The sequence below is a fragment of the Salinivibrio sharmensis genome (assembly GCF_001995985.1).
GTDB classification, from domain to species: Bacteria; Pseudomonadota; Gammaproteobacteria; order Enterobacterales; family Vibrionaceae; genus Salinivibrio; species Salinivibrio sharmensis.
Genome location: NZ_MUFC01000010.1, coordinates 30,728 through 45,130, shown reverse-complemented (window position 1 = coordinate 45,130; position 14,403 = coordinate 30,728). Strand labels below are relative to the sequence as shown.

The window sequence follows — 14,403 nt, the reverse complement described above, 5'->3', positions numbered from 1 at the left end:
GCTAGGAGGAGGGCGTATCGAGTGTACGCAAGGTATGATAGCCCGCCCAAACTCGTGAGGCGGCGGTGATTAAACAGGCTGCGCCAAAAATGCCGGCAATCCACGCCATGTAGGTAGGGAAAATACACATCAACACAAAGCTTGCAATGGTCTCCGTCCCTTCGGTGATCCCGCCGATATAATACATCGACTTGTTGGCGTAAACCGGGTTATCAATCTGGTGTTTGCTGGCCATGATCGCAAACGCTAAAAAGCTTGCGCCTGTCCCCATAAAGCAAAACAGCAAAAAACTGGCAGCAATGGCGTTGCTGGTCGGATCGGCCAAGGCAAAGCCAAAAGGAATGGCAGCGTAGAAGATAAAATCGAGGGTAATGTCTAAAAACCCCCCAGCGTCCGTGAGCCCTTGCTCGCGGGCGAGCGCGCCATCGAGGCCATCGAAAAGTCGGTTGATGATAATAAACACAAGCGCCAGCCAATACATTTGTAGCGCTAGCGCAGGCACGGCCAGTAAGCCAATCACAAAGCCTGACAATGTTACGGTATCAGGTTTTACCTTCCACTTTGTGAGCTGCACCGCTGCCTGCTTCAATGGCCAGCGGATCACCGCGATGGCATAGCGATCAAGCATTTTGTATCTCCTCTTGCAGTGCTGAGTCAGCTGGGCGTTTAGGCCAATTTAAACAGCGGCTCTGATCCGCAATATCCTCGGCATCATGCGTCACAATCAACGCAGGGATGTTTCGCTGCGCGATTTGCTCAAACACAAAGGCCCGAAAATCCCGACGCAGCGGCTTATCCAGCTTACTAAAGGGCTCATCAAGCAAGATAGCATCGGGGGCGGCGAGTAATGCACGCAACACACTGACTCGCGCACGCTGTCCGCCCGAAAGCTGGCTAGGGGCATAATCGGCAAACTCCGCTAGTTTGACGGACCCTAATGTCGCAATAGCCTGATCGCGTTTTTGTAGTTTGCTCATCGATGATGGCAAGGCAAACGCCAAGTTTTGCCACACATTTAAATGCGGGAAGAGTAAATCATCTTGAAACAAAATCCCGATGCGGCGCTGCTCAGGCGGTAAGTGATCAAAGGGCTCACCATTTAACGTCAGTTGACCGCTGTAATGCATGGGCGGTTGGATGTGTCCCGCCACTACGCTCAGTAGGCTGGATTTTCCGCAGCCACTGGGTCCCATCACAGTAAGTATTTCTCCCGGGGCGACCGAAAATGACAAATCACGCACCAAGCATTGATCAGGCGCGTTTATGGTGAGTTGGTTGACACACAGTGTCATGGCGTTGAGCTCCTGAGATAGTTGGTGTTGATGTAGGTAAAAGGCGACGCTCAGCGATGCGGCTCAGCACAGTGGCTAAGGCGAAAACAATAAGGGGAAGCATCGCTTGCATCAGCCCATATAGGCCACTGATACGACGATCGAGACCGCTTGATAAGCTGACTGCCTCGGTAGTGAGCGTATTAATACGTCCCGCGCCCAGCAATTGTGTGGGTAGGTACTGTGCCAAACTGACACTCGCACCAACCGCCCATGCCAAGATAATGGCGGGCAAAAGCAGCGGCAGTTTAACCCGCCACCATGCGAGTGTGGCACTGACACCGAGGCTTCTGGCGGTTTGCATAAGCCGCACATCAAATTGCTGCCACGGCCCATCGAGTGCGAGATACACATAAGGAAACGCGAAAAAAATGTGAGCCCAAAGGGTTGCCGGTACGTGCCACTGGCCGGGGAGGCTATACACCGCCACCTGAATGCCAAACAAGATAGAGAGTTGAGGAACCAATAATGGAATGGCGATGACCGCTCTCGGTACTGAGCGTCGCTGATTGACCGAGCGCTCCAAACACCCGATGGCAAACAGCAAGGCGACACTGGCACTGATCACCGCCAGCACAATGCTGTTTCCTACTAGTGACCACACATAGCTAAGCTCTTGTTCCCAAAACCGTAAGCTATATCGACTGGGTAACCAATCGGGAAATGACCAACGCAGCGCGAAAGACCACACCAGCAACACAGGCATAATCGCAAGGGGAGTGATAAATACGGGCCACCAGAATACTTTGCCGGGTAACCAGGCGTAGCGGCGTCCCGTATATTGCCAGCGATTGAGAACTTGGCAACCAAGCCACGCCAAACAGCGAAACAGCAATAAGGCAAAGCCACACAGGGCAAATAACAGCAAGGCACCTGCTGAGGCTCTGGGCAATAGCGCTAAATCAGGGTCGTTAAACCACTGCCATACCAATACCGCATAAGTAGGCGGCGTATTGGGCCCGAGGATCATTGCCACATCAACCACTGACAGACTGTAGGCGATGACGGCAAAAATCGGGAAACGCATTTTAGCGAGCCAAAGCGGTAGGATGACTTTGAGCCAGGTCGCGGTGTGATTATACCCAAGGCTGGTTGATACCATCGTCAGCCGAGAGACATCAATTTGACGCAGTACCGACAGGCTCATCAATAGTAAAAATGGGGTTTCTTTTAGCGTCAGCGCCAAGGTGAGCCCGATAACATAAGGATCTTGCACCAGCGCCCAAGTCACGGGTTTATCACCGAGAAGGGGACTTAACAGGCGAAACAGCCAACCCGAGGGGGAAAGCAGTAAAACCAGACCAATGGCAAAGGCGACGTGTGGCAATGCCAGTAGCGCGGGCAAGCGTGCACTGATCTTATGCCAAATGGGCGTTTGCCAAGTGGCCTGTAAAATCATAAAGCTAAGTGCTACCGCGAGCAGGCTACTGCCTAATCCCGAGATAAGTGTAAGCTGAATCGATTGAGACAGGCCCGGCCATGCGATCACATGTCGCCAGCCGCTCAAACTAGCCTCCGTGAGCCCCAGTGTGGGCACGAACGCAAAGGCGGTGGTAATCAAGCCGCCCACCCCAGGTAACAAGGGTAGGCAGCATACCGTCAGGGTAATGGCAAACAGCAAACGTGCCATATTAGCCTCTTTTCTATTGGCCGTAGCGTTTCAGCCAAGCAGTCTCAAGCGCGGTTTGCCAGCTTGGATGTGGCTCGGGCTGAGTGTTAAAGCGACTGACCTCGGCGGTGTCGGATAATTTAACAACCGGTGGATCGCCCCATACTTGGGTGTCGGCTTTGCGCAGTTGTGCCTTTTCACTCATCAAGAAATTGATAGCGACCATAGCGCCGGCTTTAGCGTTGGCGTTGTATGGAATCGCCATAAAGTGAATGTTAGATAGCGCGCCTTGGTCAAAGGCAAACGCACGCGCTGACGAGGCGAGTTTTCCAGAGGCTACCGCTGCTTTTGCCGCATTGGGGTTAAATGCTATCGCAACGAGAAGCTCGCCATCATCTAGCAGTTGTAGGGTTTCAGCGCTGCTAGAGGGAAACTGCGTACCTTCACGCCAAGCCACGGAATGAAGCTTGTCTAGGTATTGCCAAAGAGGTGCGGTCACGGCGTCAAAGTCAACGTCTTCAACGGGTAGGTACAGGGCTTCAGGCGAATTTGTTAGCTCAAGCAACGCGGCTTTTAAAAAACTGGTTCCATGAAACTGTGGTGGTTTTGGATAACTTACTCTGCCTGGATTTGCGTGTGCGAGATTGAGCAGCTCAGCAAACGATCGAGGTGGATTGGCCAAGGTTTTCTGATCATGGATAAAGACCAGCTGTCCAACCCCCCAAGGCGCTTCGAGGCCGTCTGTTGGTTCCGTAAAGTCTTCTTCAACCGGTAAGCTTTTATCGGCAATTTGCCAATTGGGAAGTGTGCTAACAAAAGGACCGTACAGCAAATCATTTTCCTTCATTGATTTGAAGTTCTCGCCGTTAATCCAAACCATGTCGACACTGCCGCCGCTATCCTTACCGGCTGTTTTTTCAGCAAGCAGGCGATTCACGGTTTCAGCGATATCCGCCACTTTTACATGCTCTAATGTCACCCCATGTTCACGTTGCAGCTCTCGACTTGCCCAGCGAAGGTAAGCATTGATCTCTTGGCTTCCCCCCCATGCATTAAAATACACGGTTTGGCCTCTGGCTTGTTGCTGAATACTTTCCCAACTGTCGTTTTCCGTGTTCGCAGAGGCAGTAAAACTGGCGGAACTTGCGATCGCCAATGTGATGGCCGCTATCCAATGTTTCATTGTCGTTTTCCTTTTCAATTAGTGACGCATCCAAAGATGATATTTTTCGACCCATCGAAGCAGCTTCTCGGGCGCATGGGCTTGTTTCCACATCCCGGCGGTATACTTCACCGCTTCACTCATGGTGGGGTACGGATGGACGGTGCCTAAGATTTTATTTAGTCCTAATCCATGCCGCATTGCGAGGGTGAATTCTGCGAGTAAGTCGCCCGCATGTTCGCCAACAATAGTTACTCCTAGAATGGTATCTTTTCCTTTCGGTGTCAGCACCTTAATAAAGCCGTGATCATTACCATCAGCAATCGCGCGATCCAGATCATCAATGCCGTAGTAGGTGACTTCGACGTCTTGTTGTTGAGCCTTGGCTTCCTTCTCATTGATGCCCACTCTGGCTACTTCCGGAGAGGTATAGGTAGCTGCAGGCATCACAGAATAATCGGCACGAAAGCGTTTAAATTGCCCGAATAGTGCATTCACCGCGGCATACCATGCTTGATGAGCACTGGCGTGGGTGAGCTGAAACGGACCCGCTACATCACCTACCGCATAGATATTCGGGTAGGCGGTTTGCAGATACTCGTTGACTTGAATTGTGCCACGCTCGGTCACTGGAATATCGAGCTTTTCGAGACCAAAACCTTTGGTATTGGCGCTGCGTCCTAACGCGACCAGCACCGCATCAAATGTGACGGTTTTCTCACCGTCAGGGCCGTCGAGTAAGGCGATTTGCTCATTATCACTGTGCTCAAATGCTTTGACCTTGTGCTGTGTTAAAACCGTCACGCCGTCACGCTCTAACGACTGCTCAACCAACTGGGCGGCATCTTTATCTTCACGGCTGAGAAGTTGGTCGGCCATTTCTGCCAGGATGACTTGGCTGCCTAAACACGCAAAACTTTGCGCTAACTCTGCGCCAATAGGCCCCCCGCCTAAAACCAATAATCGTGGTGGCAGTTCAGACAAAGACCAAATCGTATCCGAGGTGTAATGCGTGACCTCAGCCAAACCAGGAATCGGGGGCAACATAGGGCGTGCGCCGGTCGCAATCACGATGTTGCGGGTAGTGAGGCGTTCGCCATTCACCTCGACTTCCCATGGCGAAACGATTTGCGCTTCGCCTTGCACACACTCCACGCCGAGTTTGGTGTAACGCTCGACCGAATCGTGAGGCTCAATTTGGGTAATGACTTGCTTAACCCGCGCCATGACCGTCGGAAAATCAACCGCTGGCGCTTGGGTATGAATGCCAAACGTCTTAGCCTTGCCAATTTCTCGCATGGTTTTCGCCGCACGGATCAGCGCTTTTGAGGGAACACACCCTGTGTTTAGGCAGTCTCCTCCCATCGAACCTTTTTCGACCAGCGTAACCTTCGCTTTCACTACCGCCGCGATATAACTTGATACCAAGCCGCCTGCACCGGCACCAATCACCACCATATTGCGGTCAAACTGATGGGGCTTGTTCCAACCTTGATAGCGTTTACGACGCGTGATCCACGCCAAAACCCACTTTGCCAGCAGTGGGAAGACACCCAGTAAGGCGAGTGAGCCAAGCACCGAGGGTGACACCACGTCGCCAAGTGCGTCGATTTGGGCCAGTTGGGTCCCTGCATTCACGTAGACTGCGGTACCCGGCAACATACCGAGCTGACTGACCCAATAGAAGGTGCGGGTTTTGAACGAGGTTAGCCCCATCACCAAGTTAATCAGAAAAAACGGGAAAATCGGGATCAGGCGGAGGGTTAACAGATACAAGCTACCGTCTTTCTCTATGCCGCGATTAATGGTGTCTAGCTTATTACCAAATTTGGCTTGGACCCAGTCGCGCAACATAAAGCGACTCACCAAGAATGCGAGGGTGGCGCCAATCGAGCTAGCAAAGGAGACCAACACCAATGCCCACCAAAAGCCAAAGAGTGCTGCGCCCAATAAACTCGCCACTGCCGCACCCGGTAAGGACAGGGCGGTCATCACTACATAGCCGACAAAAAACACCAGGCTTGCGGTGGTCGCGTTTTCGATAATGTAATCATTCAATGCCACTTGTTGTGCTTTGGCGTTTTCAAGCGTGAGCCACTGGCTGAGATCTAAACTGAACCAAAGTGTTACAAGCGCCACCACCACTAAACCAAGCAATATCTTTTTTACTGGCATACTGTGTCTCGTCCGATAGTAAATGGGTTCCAGTTATTACTTTAGGTACTGTAGCTGAATTAACTGGCTGATTTGTCGGTTACATTGAGGAACTGTGTCCTTAATCGTACCTTTAACCAGACCCGACCGATCGCAAGAAACTTTCGTTTTCTGTCTGAAATTAGTTTGAATGATGATTTATTGAGCGTTTAGTGCGTTCAGAAAAAGCGACACCGCCTTAAAGGCGGTGTTGGACGCGAACATTGCTCACAGAAAAAGTAGAGTCAGAGTAGAGAGTGTTATTGTGAGGTGTTATTTCTCTAGATGTTGTAATAACTCTTGGCGGCGTTGGGGAGGGACAACTGACCAGTGTTTGCCTGTGATAGCACCCTCGAGTGACCATAAGAGCTCCAAGCTTAGGTCTGTATCATGCGCAGATACCAACGCTTTGTATGCGTTGACTGCGCCATGTTTTTGCAGCGTTTCGGGAGTGTCAATCCCTGCCTTTTTCAGCATTCTTTCGGTGGCTAGTCGAAGGTTTGGCAGGTCTTTTAATCGCGACGGACTGGTTTCGGTCTTTAGCGAACGATCGCGAATGGCAACATCGAGTGCATTTTTAGCTTCATTGATGAGCTTTTGGTGATCGTCCCACCAACCATCAGGAATGGCAAAGTATTTGGTGACCACCGGAAATCCACGTTTTTTATACACATAAGGGGCTAAGCCTTGCTGCTTTAGTAACGCTTCGTTTTCTTTGCCTGCGCGTAGGTGAAGAGTGTTGTTGACGACAAGGGCGAACATGGTGTCTTCGCAAAATAAGCCAAATCCGCCGAACATGGATCGGGATTTGATATTGCCAAATTCGGCAAATAAACGCATCGCGTCTTTTAAAGCTGGTTTATCCATTAATAACAATCTCGATGAATGCAAATGCCTAAAAAATAATACGGAGTGTAACAAGGCAAACAGACTGGATTGTCAGCGAGTTATCAAAATCTCAACAATGATACCTCGTAAGCTTTGACGCCGTCTTCAGCTTTTTAACAATGATGCTGGCAACCCCGCTACCGTGACTTACTGATGTTATTGCTTCAGCGTCCGTAGGCCGGTGGCTTTGCGTCCCATGCTTTCGCCATGGTTTGCCTTGTTCAATCAGTGATAAGCATATAATAATTAGACAGTGATGTCTCCCTCACCAATCACACAAAGTGTGACTTTGGTTCAAAAAGTTTGTAATTGACAAGTTAGAGTAAAGGCTCTTTTTGGCTTAAGGGTGTGAAAAAAGCCACTACACCCAATGGCATGGTGGCTTTAAAAGTGTTTATAAAACACTATGTTATCGTTCTTACAGATTCCCGACTAATGAGCTCGAGATCCATTTCAAATACTTGCTGTTGCGTATCATTATCGTTAATGCGTGCAAGCAAAAGTTTAACAGCAGTTTTACCGAGTCGCCGCTTAGGTTGGTGGACGGTCGTCAGTGGTGGTGAGTAATACTCGGTGAGGTCGATATTGTCGTATCCAATCACAGAAATGTCCTCAGGTACCTTTAATCCAGCTTGGTTAAAGGTACTAATTGCCGCGAGTGCCATAATATCGTTGAAGCAAAACACGCCTGTGGGACGCTGGGTCATATCAATGAATTGTTGCGCAGCAACTTTGGCCTGATCGGCCTCGAAATCAGCCTCCACAATCCAGTCGGGGTTCGCGGTTAGATTGGCTTCATCCAGTGCTCGGTAAAACCCTGCTAGTCGTTGTTTACAGGTATTTTTATCCATTTGACCGGAAATGCAGCCGATTTGGGTATGGCCATTGTCAATAAAGTGTTTGGTAGCAAGATAGCCGCCCAACTCAGCATTATCTTCGATGCGATCGGTGTTGATATGATGACTCCCCCAGTCCATTACTACCATCGGGAGATCGCGTTTCTTTTCTAACAGCAGCATGAGATCTTCATTGAGATCCGAACACACCACAATCAAGCCATCGACGCGTTTTTCTGACAACATGCGTAAATAGTCACGCTGTTTTTCTAGGTTACCCTCGGTGTTACATAAGATCAGGGTATAACCTTGCTCATAGCAATAATCTTCTACACCGTGAACCAGTTCAGCGAAAAAAGGGTTGGTTGATTTGGTCACCAACATGCCAAGCGTGCGTGTGGTATTACACTTTAAACTACGCGCGACCGCACTTGGCGCATAATTAAGGTCTTCAACGGCTTGCCACACCTTTTCGGTTGTTTTCTCTGCGACAAAACGTGTCTTATTGATAACGTGTGAAACCGTGGTGGTTGAAACGCCCGCGAGACGCGCGACATCTTTAATCGTTGCCATCTTAATTCTTCTATATTGTGAAGCCTTGGGATCGTTACTCGCGACCTTACAGAAAAACGCCGCTGTAACGCAGCGGCGTTGTCTTTCACAATCCCGGCTCATTAGACGGTTGCGAAGGTAACGAATCCGATTTCATCCATTCTCATAGTTAATCGGTTGCGGTCTCAGTTTACTTAGGTTGCTGCTCAGTCGCAATTGGTCTGATGAGCAAGCCATCATCAACAGGTGGTTTTGTGACCCAGCTAGGCTCTTGAAGAGTGATCTCATTTTCCTCACAGTCGACAAATTTGTCATTACGTCACTATCAATGGGCAAGCATGCGTCGGGTGTGTCATTACTGTCAGTGGGTGTTGATAAATATCAGTCATCTGGTGGTGAGTAAAGCATTGCCAAGGCGTTCCTGAGAGAACCATTTCACCTTGTTTCATAAAATAGAGGTAATCAGCATAGCGACTGGCAAGGTTAAGGTCGTGCAGTACGATGATTACGGTCATTCCTAGATCAACCAGTGCCCGGCACTGCATGAGCGTTTGGTGTTGGTGACTAATATCAAGGGCAGATGTCGGCTCATCAAGCATCATCATTGCACGAGTCGGTTCGGTGTCCGCCAATTGCATGGAAATACGAGCCATATGCACACGCTGCTTTTCACCACCCGACAGTGTGGGGTAAGCACGATGTGCAAGATGAGATACATGCCATTGGTGTAACTGCGCTTCGGCTAACGCTTGGATTTGCTTACGATTTGCTTTCAATGGGGTGCCGCCCATTTCGACGACTTCTCTAACCGTAAAGGCAAAGGTTAACCCACTGGTTTGTGGCAAAAAAGCAACCTGTCTCGCGAATGCGTCGCGAGGCCATGTCGCTTTTGGCTCTGACCAAAACAATACGTCGCCTTGTTGGTGCTGCTCACTCATCAGTTGCTTGAGCAAGGTGCTTTTTCCTGCTCCGTTAGGGCCGAGTAAGGCATGTAACTGCCCACTTTGAAAAGCGACATTGATGTCGCGAAGCAGTGGGCGTTGGCCAAGGGTGTAATGAAGGTGTTGAACATGAAGCGCAATACGAGCCATTAGTGTACCATTGTTTGTCGTTGCTGAATAAGCAGCCAAATAAAAAAGGGGGCGCCCATCAAAGCGGTAATGATGCCGACTGGCAATTCCGCCGGAGCAACAATCACTCGAGCAATAATATCCGCAAGCGTGAGTAGAAGTGCCCCCAATACTGCTGATAAAGGGATAAGCATACGGTGATCGGGGCCAGCGATCAGGCGACCAATATGTGGTACCACTAAGCCAATAAACCCTATCAACCCGGCAGCACTAACGGATACGCCCATCCCAGCAGCGGTCGCAATGATCAGCAAACGTTTTAGGCGGTGAATATCGATCCCTAAATACGCGGCTTCGTTTTCACCGAGCAATAAAGCATTCAGTTGATGAGCCCGACAATAAGCAAGCACAGTGAGGACAACAGCCGCTACGCCGGTTAAACCTATTTGCCCCCAACTGGCGCCGGTCAGCGACCCCATAGACCACAGCGCGATATCGCGTAGGGTTTGGTTGTCGGCCACATAATTGATCATCCCCAGCGCCGCGCCTGATAGCGCACTGATAGCGATACCGGCTAATAGCATGACGGTAACGGACGTGCCCATCACTGTGGTGCCAATTCGGTAGACAAATAGCGTCGCTAACAGCGCACCGAGAAAAGCGAATAATGGTACGGATAACTGAAAGGCTAAATTTATACTGCCAAATGACAGCAATAATAACCCCAGAGCGCCGCCCAGAGACGCGCCACCAGAGACGCCTATAATCCCAGGATCCGCGAGCGGGTTGCGAAAAAGCCCTTGCATTAAAGCACCACAAACAGCGAGCAAAGCGCCCACAAATAAGCAAAGCAGTGTACGAGGTAGCCTGACTTGCTGGACGATGGCCAATACATGAGGCTCAAGCTGGTCTTGCCAAGGCGTTAAACTTTGTAAACTGACTAGCCAACCTAGCTGCCATTGTCCCACCGCAATGGAGGCCACTGACACGGCAAGCAATAGAACAAGCAACGCGGGAAAGAGTCGCTGATATGGGTGGTGTATCTGCAATGACATCACTGATTACGCTCGATTAGCTGTGATTGCACACGAAGCGCCTCATCTAGCGTTTTCAGGCTCAAGCCGCCAACCAATACACTGCCATCAATCGCGAGGATCTTGTTTTGCTGAAAGGCTTGGGTGTTTTCAAGTAAAGGCACAGCACTGGCAAGCCCCGTTAAGCCGCTTAACTGATCTAGGGAGCGCTGCATCACCAAAATAAAGTCAGGGTTAAAACCGAGCAGCGCCTCCGGTGACAGGGGTTTATAACTGGTAACCGTATTGGCGGCGGGATTATTCGCACCGATAAGCTCAATGAGCGTATTGGGCGTTGTGCTCGCTCCGGCAATACTCGCAGGGCGGCCTTGGTGAACGAGCAAGAAAACTCCCTGTTGTGTCGACGCTAGGGCATGACGTTTGAGTTGCGCGAGTTTCTTATCGACCGCACGGAGCAGTGGTGCTGCGTTACTTTGTTTCTCTGTGAGGTTGGCGACTTGGGTTATGCGCTGTTTCAGCGCCGCCACCGTCGGAGCACTCGGTAGCGTAACCACCTCAACCCCAGCATTGTCGAGCTTTGTTAATACAGGTTTGGGGCCCATTTCCTCAGAGCCTAACAAAAGCGTGGGTGACAGTGAGAGTACACCCTCTACCGCCAGCTGACGGTGGTAGCCAATATTGGGAACATCTTTACTATCTAGCTGGCTCGTGGCGTCAATCCCTACAACTTGTTGTTCTGCTCCAAGCTCAATCAGTAGATCAGTAACGCTTGCCCCCGCGCTCACTATGCGAGGCGATGCAAAAATTGAAAATGAAACGAGTGTCATCATCAGGGCAATCAGTCGAACAGCAGCGGTTGCCATGCTTTATCCTTATTTTTCAGTGCCAGTCGTGTCGATTGGTTTGTATACGGTTTAGGTCGCCACACCGTGTGACGTTAACGGAGACAATATATTACTCAATACAAACAAGATCAATTATCGTTTGCATTCCTGTTCTCGATCAATAGAATCGCCTTCAAATGATGATAAGTCGCATTTGCAGTAAGGCATAGAGAAACGTTATGAAAACCAGAAAGGATAATTGGGCAGTAAAGCATAACCACCGTGTCGCGTTAGCAGTCGCGGCTGTATTGGGTACGATGAGTGTTACACCTCAGGCCGTCGCTGATAGATCGAGTGCCGCTAGCCAGTCGCAAGAGGCTAATCCTGTAGAGACGCTCTCTGTCTACGGAAGCCGCATGGACACACAAAAAGCGAACGCTGGCGTGGCGGTGAGTACAGTGTCATTGGAAGAGATAGAGAAACGCCAGGGAAGCAATGTCACGGATTTGATTCGTCATTTACCCAATGTCTCCGTACTCGGAGGAGGGCGTGATGCCGCTCAGTCTGTTAGCATTCGTGGCCTTAGCAGTGACAACGGCCGCGTCATCCAGCTTGTTGATGGTGCCCGTCAGAATTTCTCGGTCGGCCATCGTTCCAGCCTATTCATCGATCCTGAGTTACTCCGTTCAGTCGAAGTGGTCCGTGGCCCTTCCAGTACCTTGTGGGGATCCGGTGCATTAGGCGGTGTATTCGCCCAAAATACCAAATCAGCCAGTGACTTTCTCTCTGGCACAGAAACCTTGGGTGGTTATGTCAAACAAGGCTTCCACAGCAACGACAACGCCTCACGTACAAGCGGCGCGGTGTTTGGTCGCACGGAGACGGTTGATTGGCTGGTACAAAGTTACTACAACGATAGTGATGATAATCAATTAGGCAATGGCAAAACCTTGTCTTATTCAGCCGAGCGAGAAAAAGGCGGGTTTGCCAAACTGGTGTTTACGCCTTCTTTGGATCACCAGTGGTCATTCATCGCGCGTCAAGGTAAACGTGACGCCAGGGTTCCCTCTAATCCGACGGCAGAAGAGCCGTCAACCTCGTCGCCCCTTGTGTATCGCCAAGTCGAAGACCAAAGCCTGTCGCTCACGTACAACTATAACCCTAGCCAGTCATGGGTGGATTTAGACACTCGCCTGTATTGGAACGACACTGAGGTCAATGAGCATCGGGTTGATAAAGGTGAGTTTGATAATAATCAGATGCAAACGCTGGGTTTGGCTTTATCGAACCGCTCGACGTTTAAAGCACTAACACTAACCACTGGCCTAGATGCTTATCAAGACAACTTTGAGACAGTACGAGACGCCAGTCGCTCGATGTTTGGTCGCCCAGATAACCAAGACGCCGAAGCACAAAGTGTCGGCTTATTTACCCAAGTTGATGTACCGCTGGGACAAGCATGGCACTGGCAAGCGGGTGTCCGTTTTGATGCCTATGATGCGAAAGATAAGCGACCCGAATCGACCATTGGTAACCATGATGACACGGCGTGGTCGCCTTCCACCGCGTTAACCTGGCAGGCCACTGAGCAGCTCGCACTCACCGCCAGTTATAGAGAGGCGTTCCGGGCACCGAGCTTAGAAGAAATGTATGCGAGTGGTACTCACTTCCCCGGAAATCAATTTGTGCCGAATCCCGACTTGAGGCCAGAAGAGAGCGCTAACAAAGAGTTTTCTCTGAACTATCACTTTGCCTCGACACGTTATGTTGACAATGCTTTCTTAGACATACATATTTTCCGGAACGATGTTAATGATTATATAGATCAAAACATCAATATGAAGAGAGGAACAACAACGCGTGAAAACGTTAAAGATGCCAAACTTGAAGGCGTCGAGCTAAGCCTTCATCACCAACTTGGTGGTTTTACCAACAACGTGAGCTATAGCCAAACCGAAGGCAAGAATAAGCATGATGGCAGCTATCTAGATAATATTCCCGCTCATAAATGGGTTGCGGAAACCGACTACGCGCTGGCGACGTTACCGGTGAGTGTTGGTGGTCGCGTTTCTCATTATGCCGATCAAGACGACACGAATAATGCCAACAGCTACGACGGCTATACCTTGTGGGATCTCTATGCAAGTTATAGCCCGAATGGCGCCTGGGATGGGGTGAAGTTTTATCTCGCGATCGATAATTTAACCGATGAACAATACACCCAAGCGTGGGCGCAAACCGCGTCACCCGGGCGTGATATTAAGTTTAATGTTCGTTATCAGTTTTAAGCCAAAGATAAAGGGCAGGTGAACGCCTGCCCACTCAGAGACGACACACCACAATAAGAATAGGCTGGGAGTGATCAATGACAACCACCACTTTAAACGAGCAGGTAGACGCAATATTGGCAGATAATGCCTCTATATTGCCTGCTGATATAGCGAAAACCCTAGGCGTGAGTGAAGGCGAGGCAGTACGTGCCATGCCGGCTGAGTATCAAACGTGGGTGGACGGGCAGCATGCGGAAACCGTTTTCACTCAGGTGGCCGAATGGGGTGGCCCAGTCACAGCGATTGTGCATTCCGGTGGCTCAATTTTTGAAGTAAAAGCCCCGTTTCCCAAAGGAAAGATCGCTTATGGCTACTACAACTTAATGGGAAAGCCGGGTGAAATGCATGGCCACCTAAAATTAGAGCGTATGGCGGGTATTGCGTTCGTCAGCAAGCCTTTTCGCGGTAAAACAACCCACTACATCGGCTTTTTCACCGAGCAGGGGGAGTCAATCTTTAAGATTTACTTGGGGCGTGATGAAAAACGTCAGCTTCTCGACCATCAGGTTGAAGCATTCCATCAACTAAAAACGCAGTTAGCGACCTCAACAGCAACAGATCGGGAGCAATAATC

12 protein-coding genes and 1 riboswitch are annotated in these 14,403 nt (G+C 50.1%); of the genes, 2 read left to right on the top strand and 10 right to left on the bottom strand.

The window, feature by feature from the left end:
* Position 1: 1 nt before the first annotated feature.
* From BZG74_RS10575 to BZG74_RS10530, 10 genes are all read right to left on the bottom strand, one after another.
* Positions 2-628: a CDP-alcohol phosphatidyltransferase family protein gene (locus tag BZG74_RS10575; RefSeq protein WP_077772568.1), complete on the bottom strand. Its 627-nt coding sequence runs from the start codon at positions 626-628 to the stop codon at positions 2-4.
* Complete coding sequence (locus BZG74_RS10570; RefSeq protein ID WP_077772567.1) at positions 621-1,292, bottom strand: ATP-binding cassette domain-containing protein; 672 nt, start codon at positions 1,290-1,292, stop codon at positions 621-623. The genes BZG74_RS10575 and BZG74_RS10570 overlap by 8 nt, the downstream gene beginning before the upstream one ends.
* Positions 1,252-2,961, bottom strand: coding sequence for an ABC transporter permease (locus tag BZG74_RS10565; RefSeq protein ID WP_077772566.1), 1,710 nt, complete (start codon positions 2,959-2,961; stop codon positions 1,252-1,254). The genes BZG74_RS10570 and BZG74_RS10565 overlap by 41 nt, the downstream gene beginning before the upstream one ends.
* Before the next feature lie 13 nt (positions 2,962-2,974).
* Positions 2,975-4,123, bottom strand: a complete 1,149-nt coding sequence (locus BZG74_RS10560; protein ID WP_077772565.1) for an ABC transporter substrate-binding protein — start codon at positions 4,121-4,123, stop codon at positions 2,975-2,977.
* Between the two features lie 18 nt (positions 4,124-4,141).
* Positions 4,142-6,277, bottom strand: a complete 2,136-nt coding sequence (gene lpdA / locus BZG74_RS10555) for a dihydrolipoyl dehydrogenase (protein ID WP_077772564.1) — start codon at positions 6,275-6,277, stop codon at positions 4,142-4,144.
* 291 nt (positions 6,278-6,568) lie between these two features.
* Positions 6,569-7,162, bottom strand: a complete 594-nt coding sequence (locus tag BZG74_RS10550; RefSeq protein WP_077772563.1) for a TfoX/Sxy family DNA transformation protein — start codon at positions 7,160-7,162, stop codon at positions 6,569-6,571.
* 145 nt (positions 7,163-7,307) lie between these two features.
* Positions 7,308-7,410: riboswitch (cyclic di-GMP riboswitch) on the bottom strand.
* Between the two features lie 177 nt (positions 7,411-7,587).
* Positions 7,588-8,592: a substrate-binding domain-containing protein gene (locus BZG74_RS10545; protein WP_077772562.1), complete on the bottom strand. Its 1,005-nt coding sequence runs from the start codon at positions 8,590-8,592 to the stop codon at positions 7,588-7,590.
* Positions 8,593-8,885: 293 nt separating this feature from the next.
* Positions 8,886-9,662 carry a heme ABC transporter ATP-binding protein gene (locus tag BZG74_RS10540; protein ID WP_077772561.1) on the bottom strand — a complete coding sequence of 259 codons (777 nt, stop codon included), beginning with the start codon at positions 9,660-9,662 and terminating at the stop codon, positions 8,886-8,888.
* A complete protein-coding gene (locus tag BZG74_RS10535; RefSeq protein ID WP_077772560.1) occupies positions 9,662-10,696 on the bottom strand; it encodes a FecCD family ABC transporter permease in 1,035 nt (344 codons plus the stop codon). The genes BZG74_RS10540 and BZG74_RS10535 overlap by 1 nt, the downstream gene beginning before the upstream one ends.
* Positions 10,696-11,538 carry a heme/hemin ABC transporter substrate-binding protein gene (locus BZG74_RS10530; RefSeq protein ID WP_077772559.1) on the bottom strand — a complete coding sequence of 281 codons (843 nt, stop codon included), beginning with the start codon at positions 11,536-11,538 and terminating at the stop codon, positions 10,696-10,698. Before BZG74_RS10530 ends, BZG74_RS10535 begins: the two co-directional genes overlap by 1 nt.
* Positions 11,539-11,738: 200 nt before the next feature.
* Between BZG74_RS10530 and BZG74_RS10525 the strand changes: the two genes are divergently transcribed.
* A complete protein-coding gene (locus BZG74_RS10525; protein ID WP_077772558.1) occupies positions 11,739-13,787 on the top strand; it encodes a TonB-dependent hemoglobin/transferrin/lactoferrin family receptor in 2,049 nt (682 codons plus the stop codon).
* A 77-nt stretch (positions 13,788-13,864) separates the two neighbouring features.
* Entirely contained in the window at positions 13,865-14,401 is a 537-nt protein-coding gene (gene hutX / locus BZG74_RS10520) for a heme utilization cystosolic carrier protein HutX (protein WP_077772557.1), read from the top strand.
* Positions 14,402-14,403: the final 2 nt, after the last annotated feature.

Coding starts and splice junctions, on each gene's coding strand:
- hutX (WP_077772557.1), top strand. CDS start 13,865: ATGACAACCACCACTTTAAACGAGCAGGTAGACGCAATATTGGCAGAT.
- lpdA (WP_077772564.1), bottom strand. CDS start 6,277: ATGCCAGTAAAAAAGATATTGCTTGGTTTAGTGGTGGTGGCGCTTGTA.
- BZG74_RS10545 (WP_077772562.1), bottom strand. CDS start 8,592: ATGGCAACGATTAAAGATGTCGCGCGTCTCGCGGGCGTTTCAACCACC.
- BZG74_RS10565 (WP_077772566.1), bottom strand. CDS start 2,961: ATGGCACGTTTGCTGTTTGCCATTACCCTGACGGTATGCTGCCTACCC.
- BZG74_RS10560 (WP_077772565.1), bottom strand. CDS start 4,123: ATGAAACATTGGATAGCGGCCATCACATTGGCGATCGCAAGTTCCGCC.
- BZG74_RS10525 (WP_077772558.1), top strand. CDS start 11,739: ATGAAAACCAGAAAGGATAATTGGGCAGTAAAGCATAACCACCGTGTC.
- BZG74_RS10530 (WP_077772559.1), bottom strand. CDS start 11,538: ATGGCAACCGCTGCTGTTCGACTGATTGCCCTGATGATGACACTCGTT.
- BZG74_RS10570 (WP_077772567.1), bottom strand. CDS start 1,292: ATGACACTGTGTGTCAACCAACTCACCATAAACGCGCCTGATCAATGC.
- BZG74_RS10540 (WP_077772561.1), bottom strand. CDS start 9,662: ATGGCTCGTATTGCGCTTCATGTTCAACACCTTCATTACACCCTTGGC.
- BZG74_RS10575 (WP_077772568.1), bottom strand. CDS start 628: ATGCTTGATCGCTATGCCATCGCGGTGATCCGCTGGCCATTGAAGCAG.
- BZG74_RS10550 (WP_077772563.1), bottom strand. CDS start 7,162: ATGGATAAACCAGCTTTAAAAGACGCGATGCGTTTATTTGCCGAATTT.
- BZG74_RS10535 (WP_077772560.1), bottom strand. CDS start 10,696: ATGTCATTGCAGATACACCACCCATATCAGCGACTCTTTCCCGCGTTG.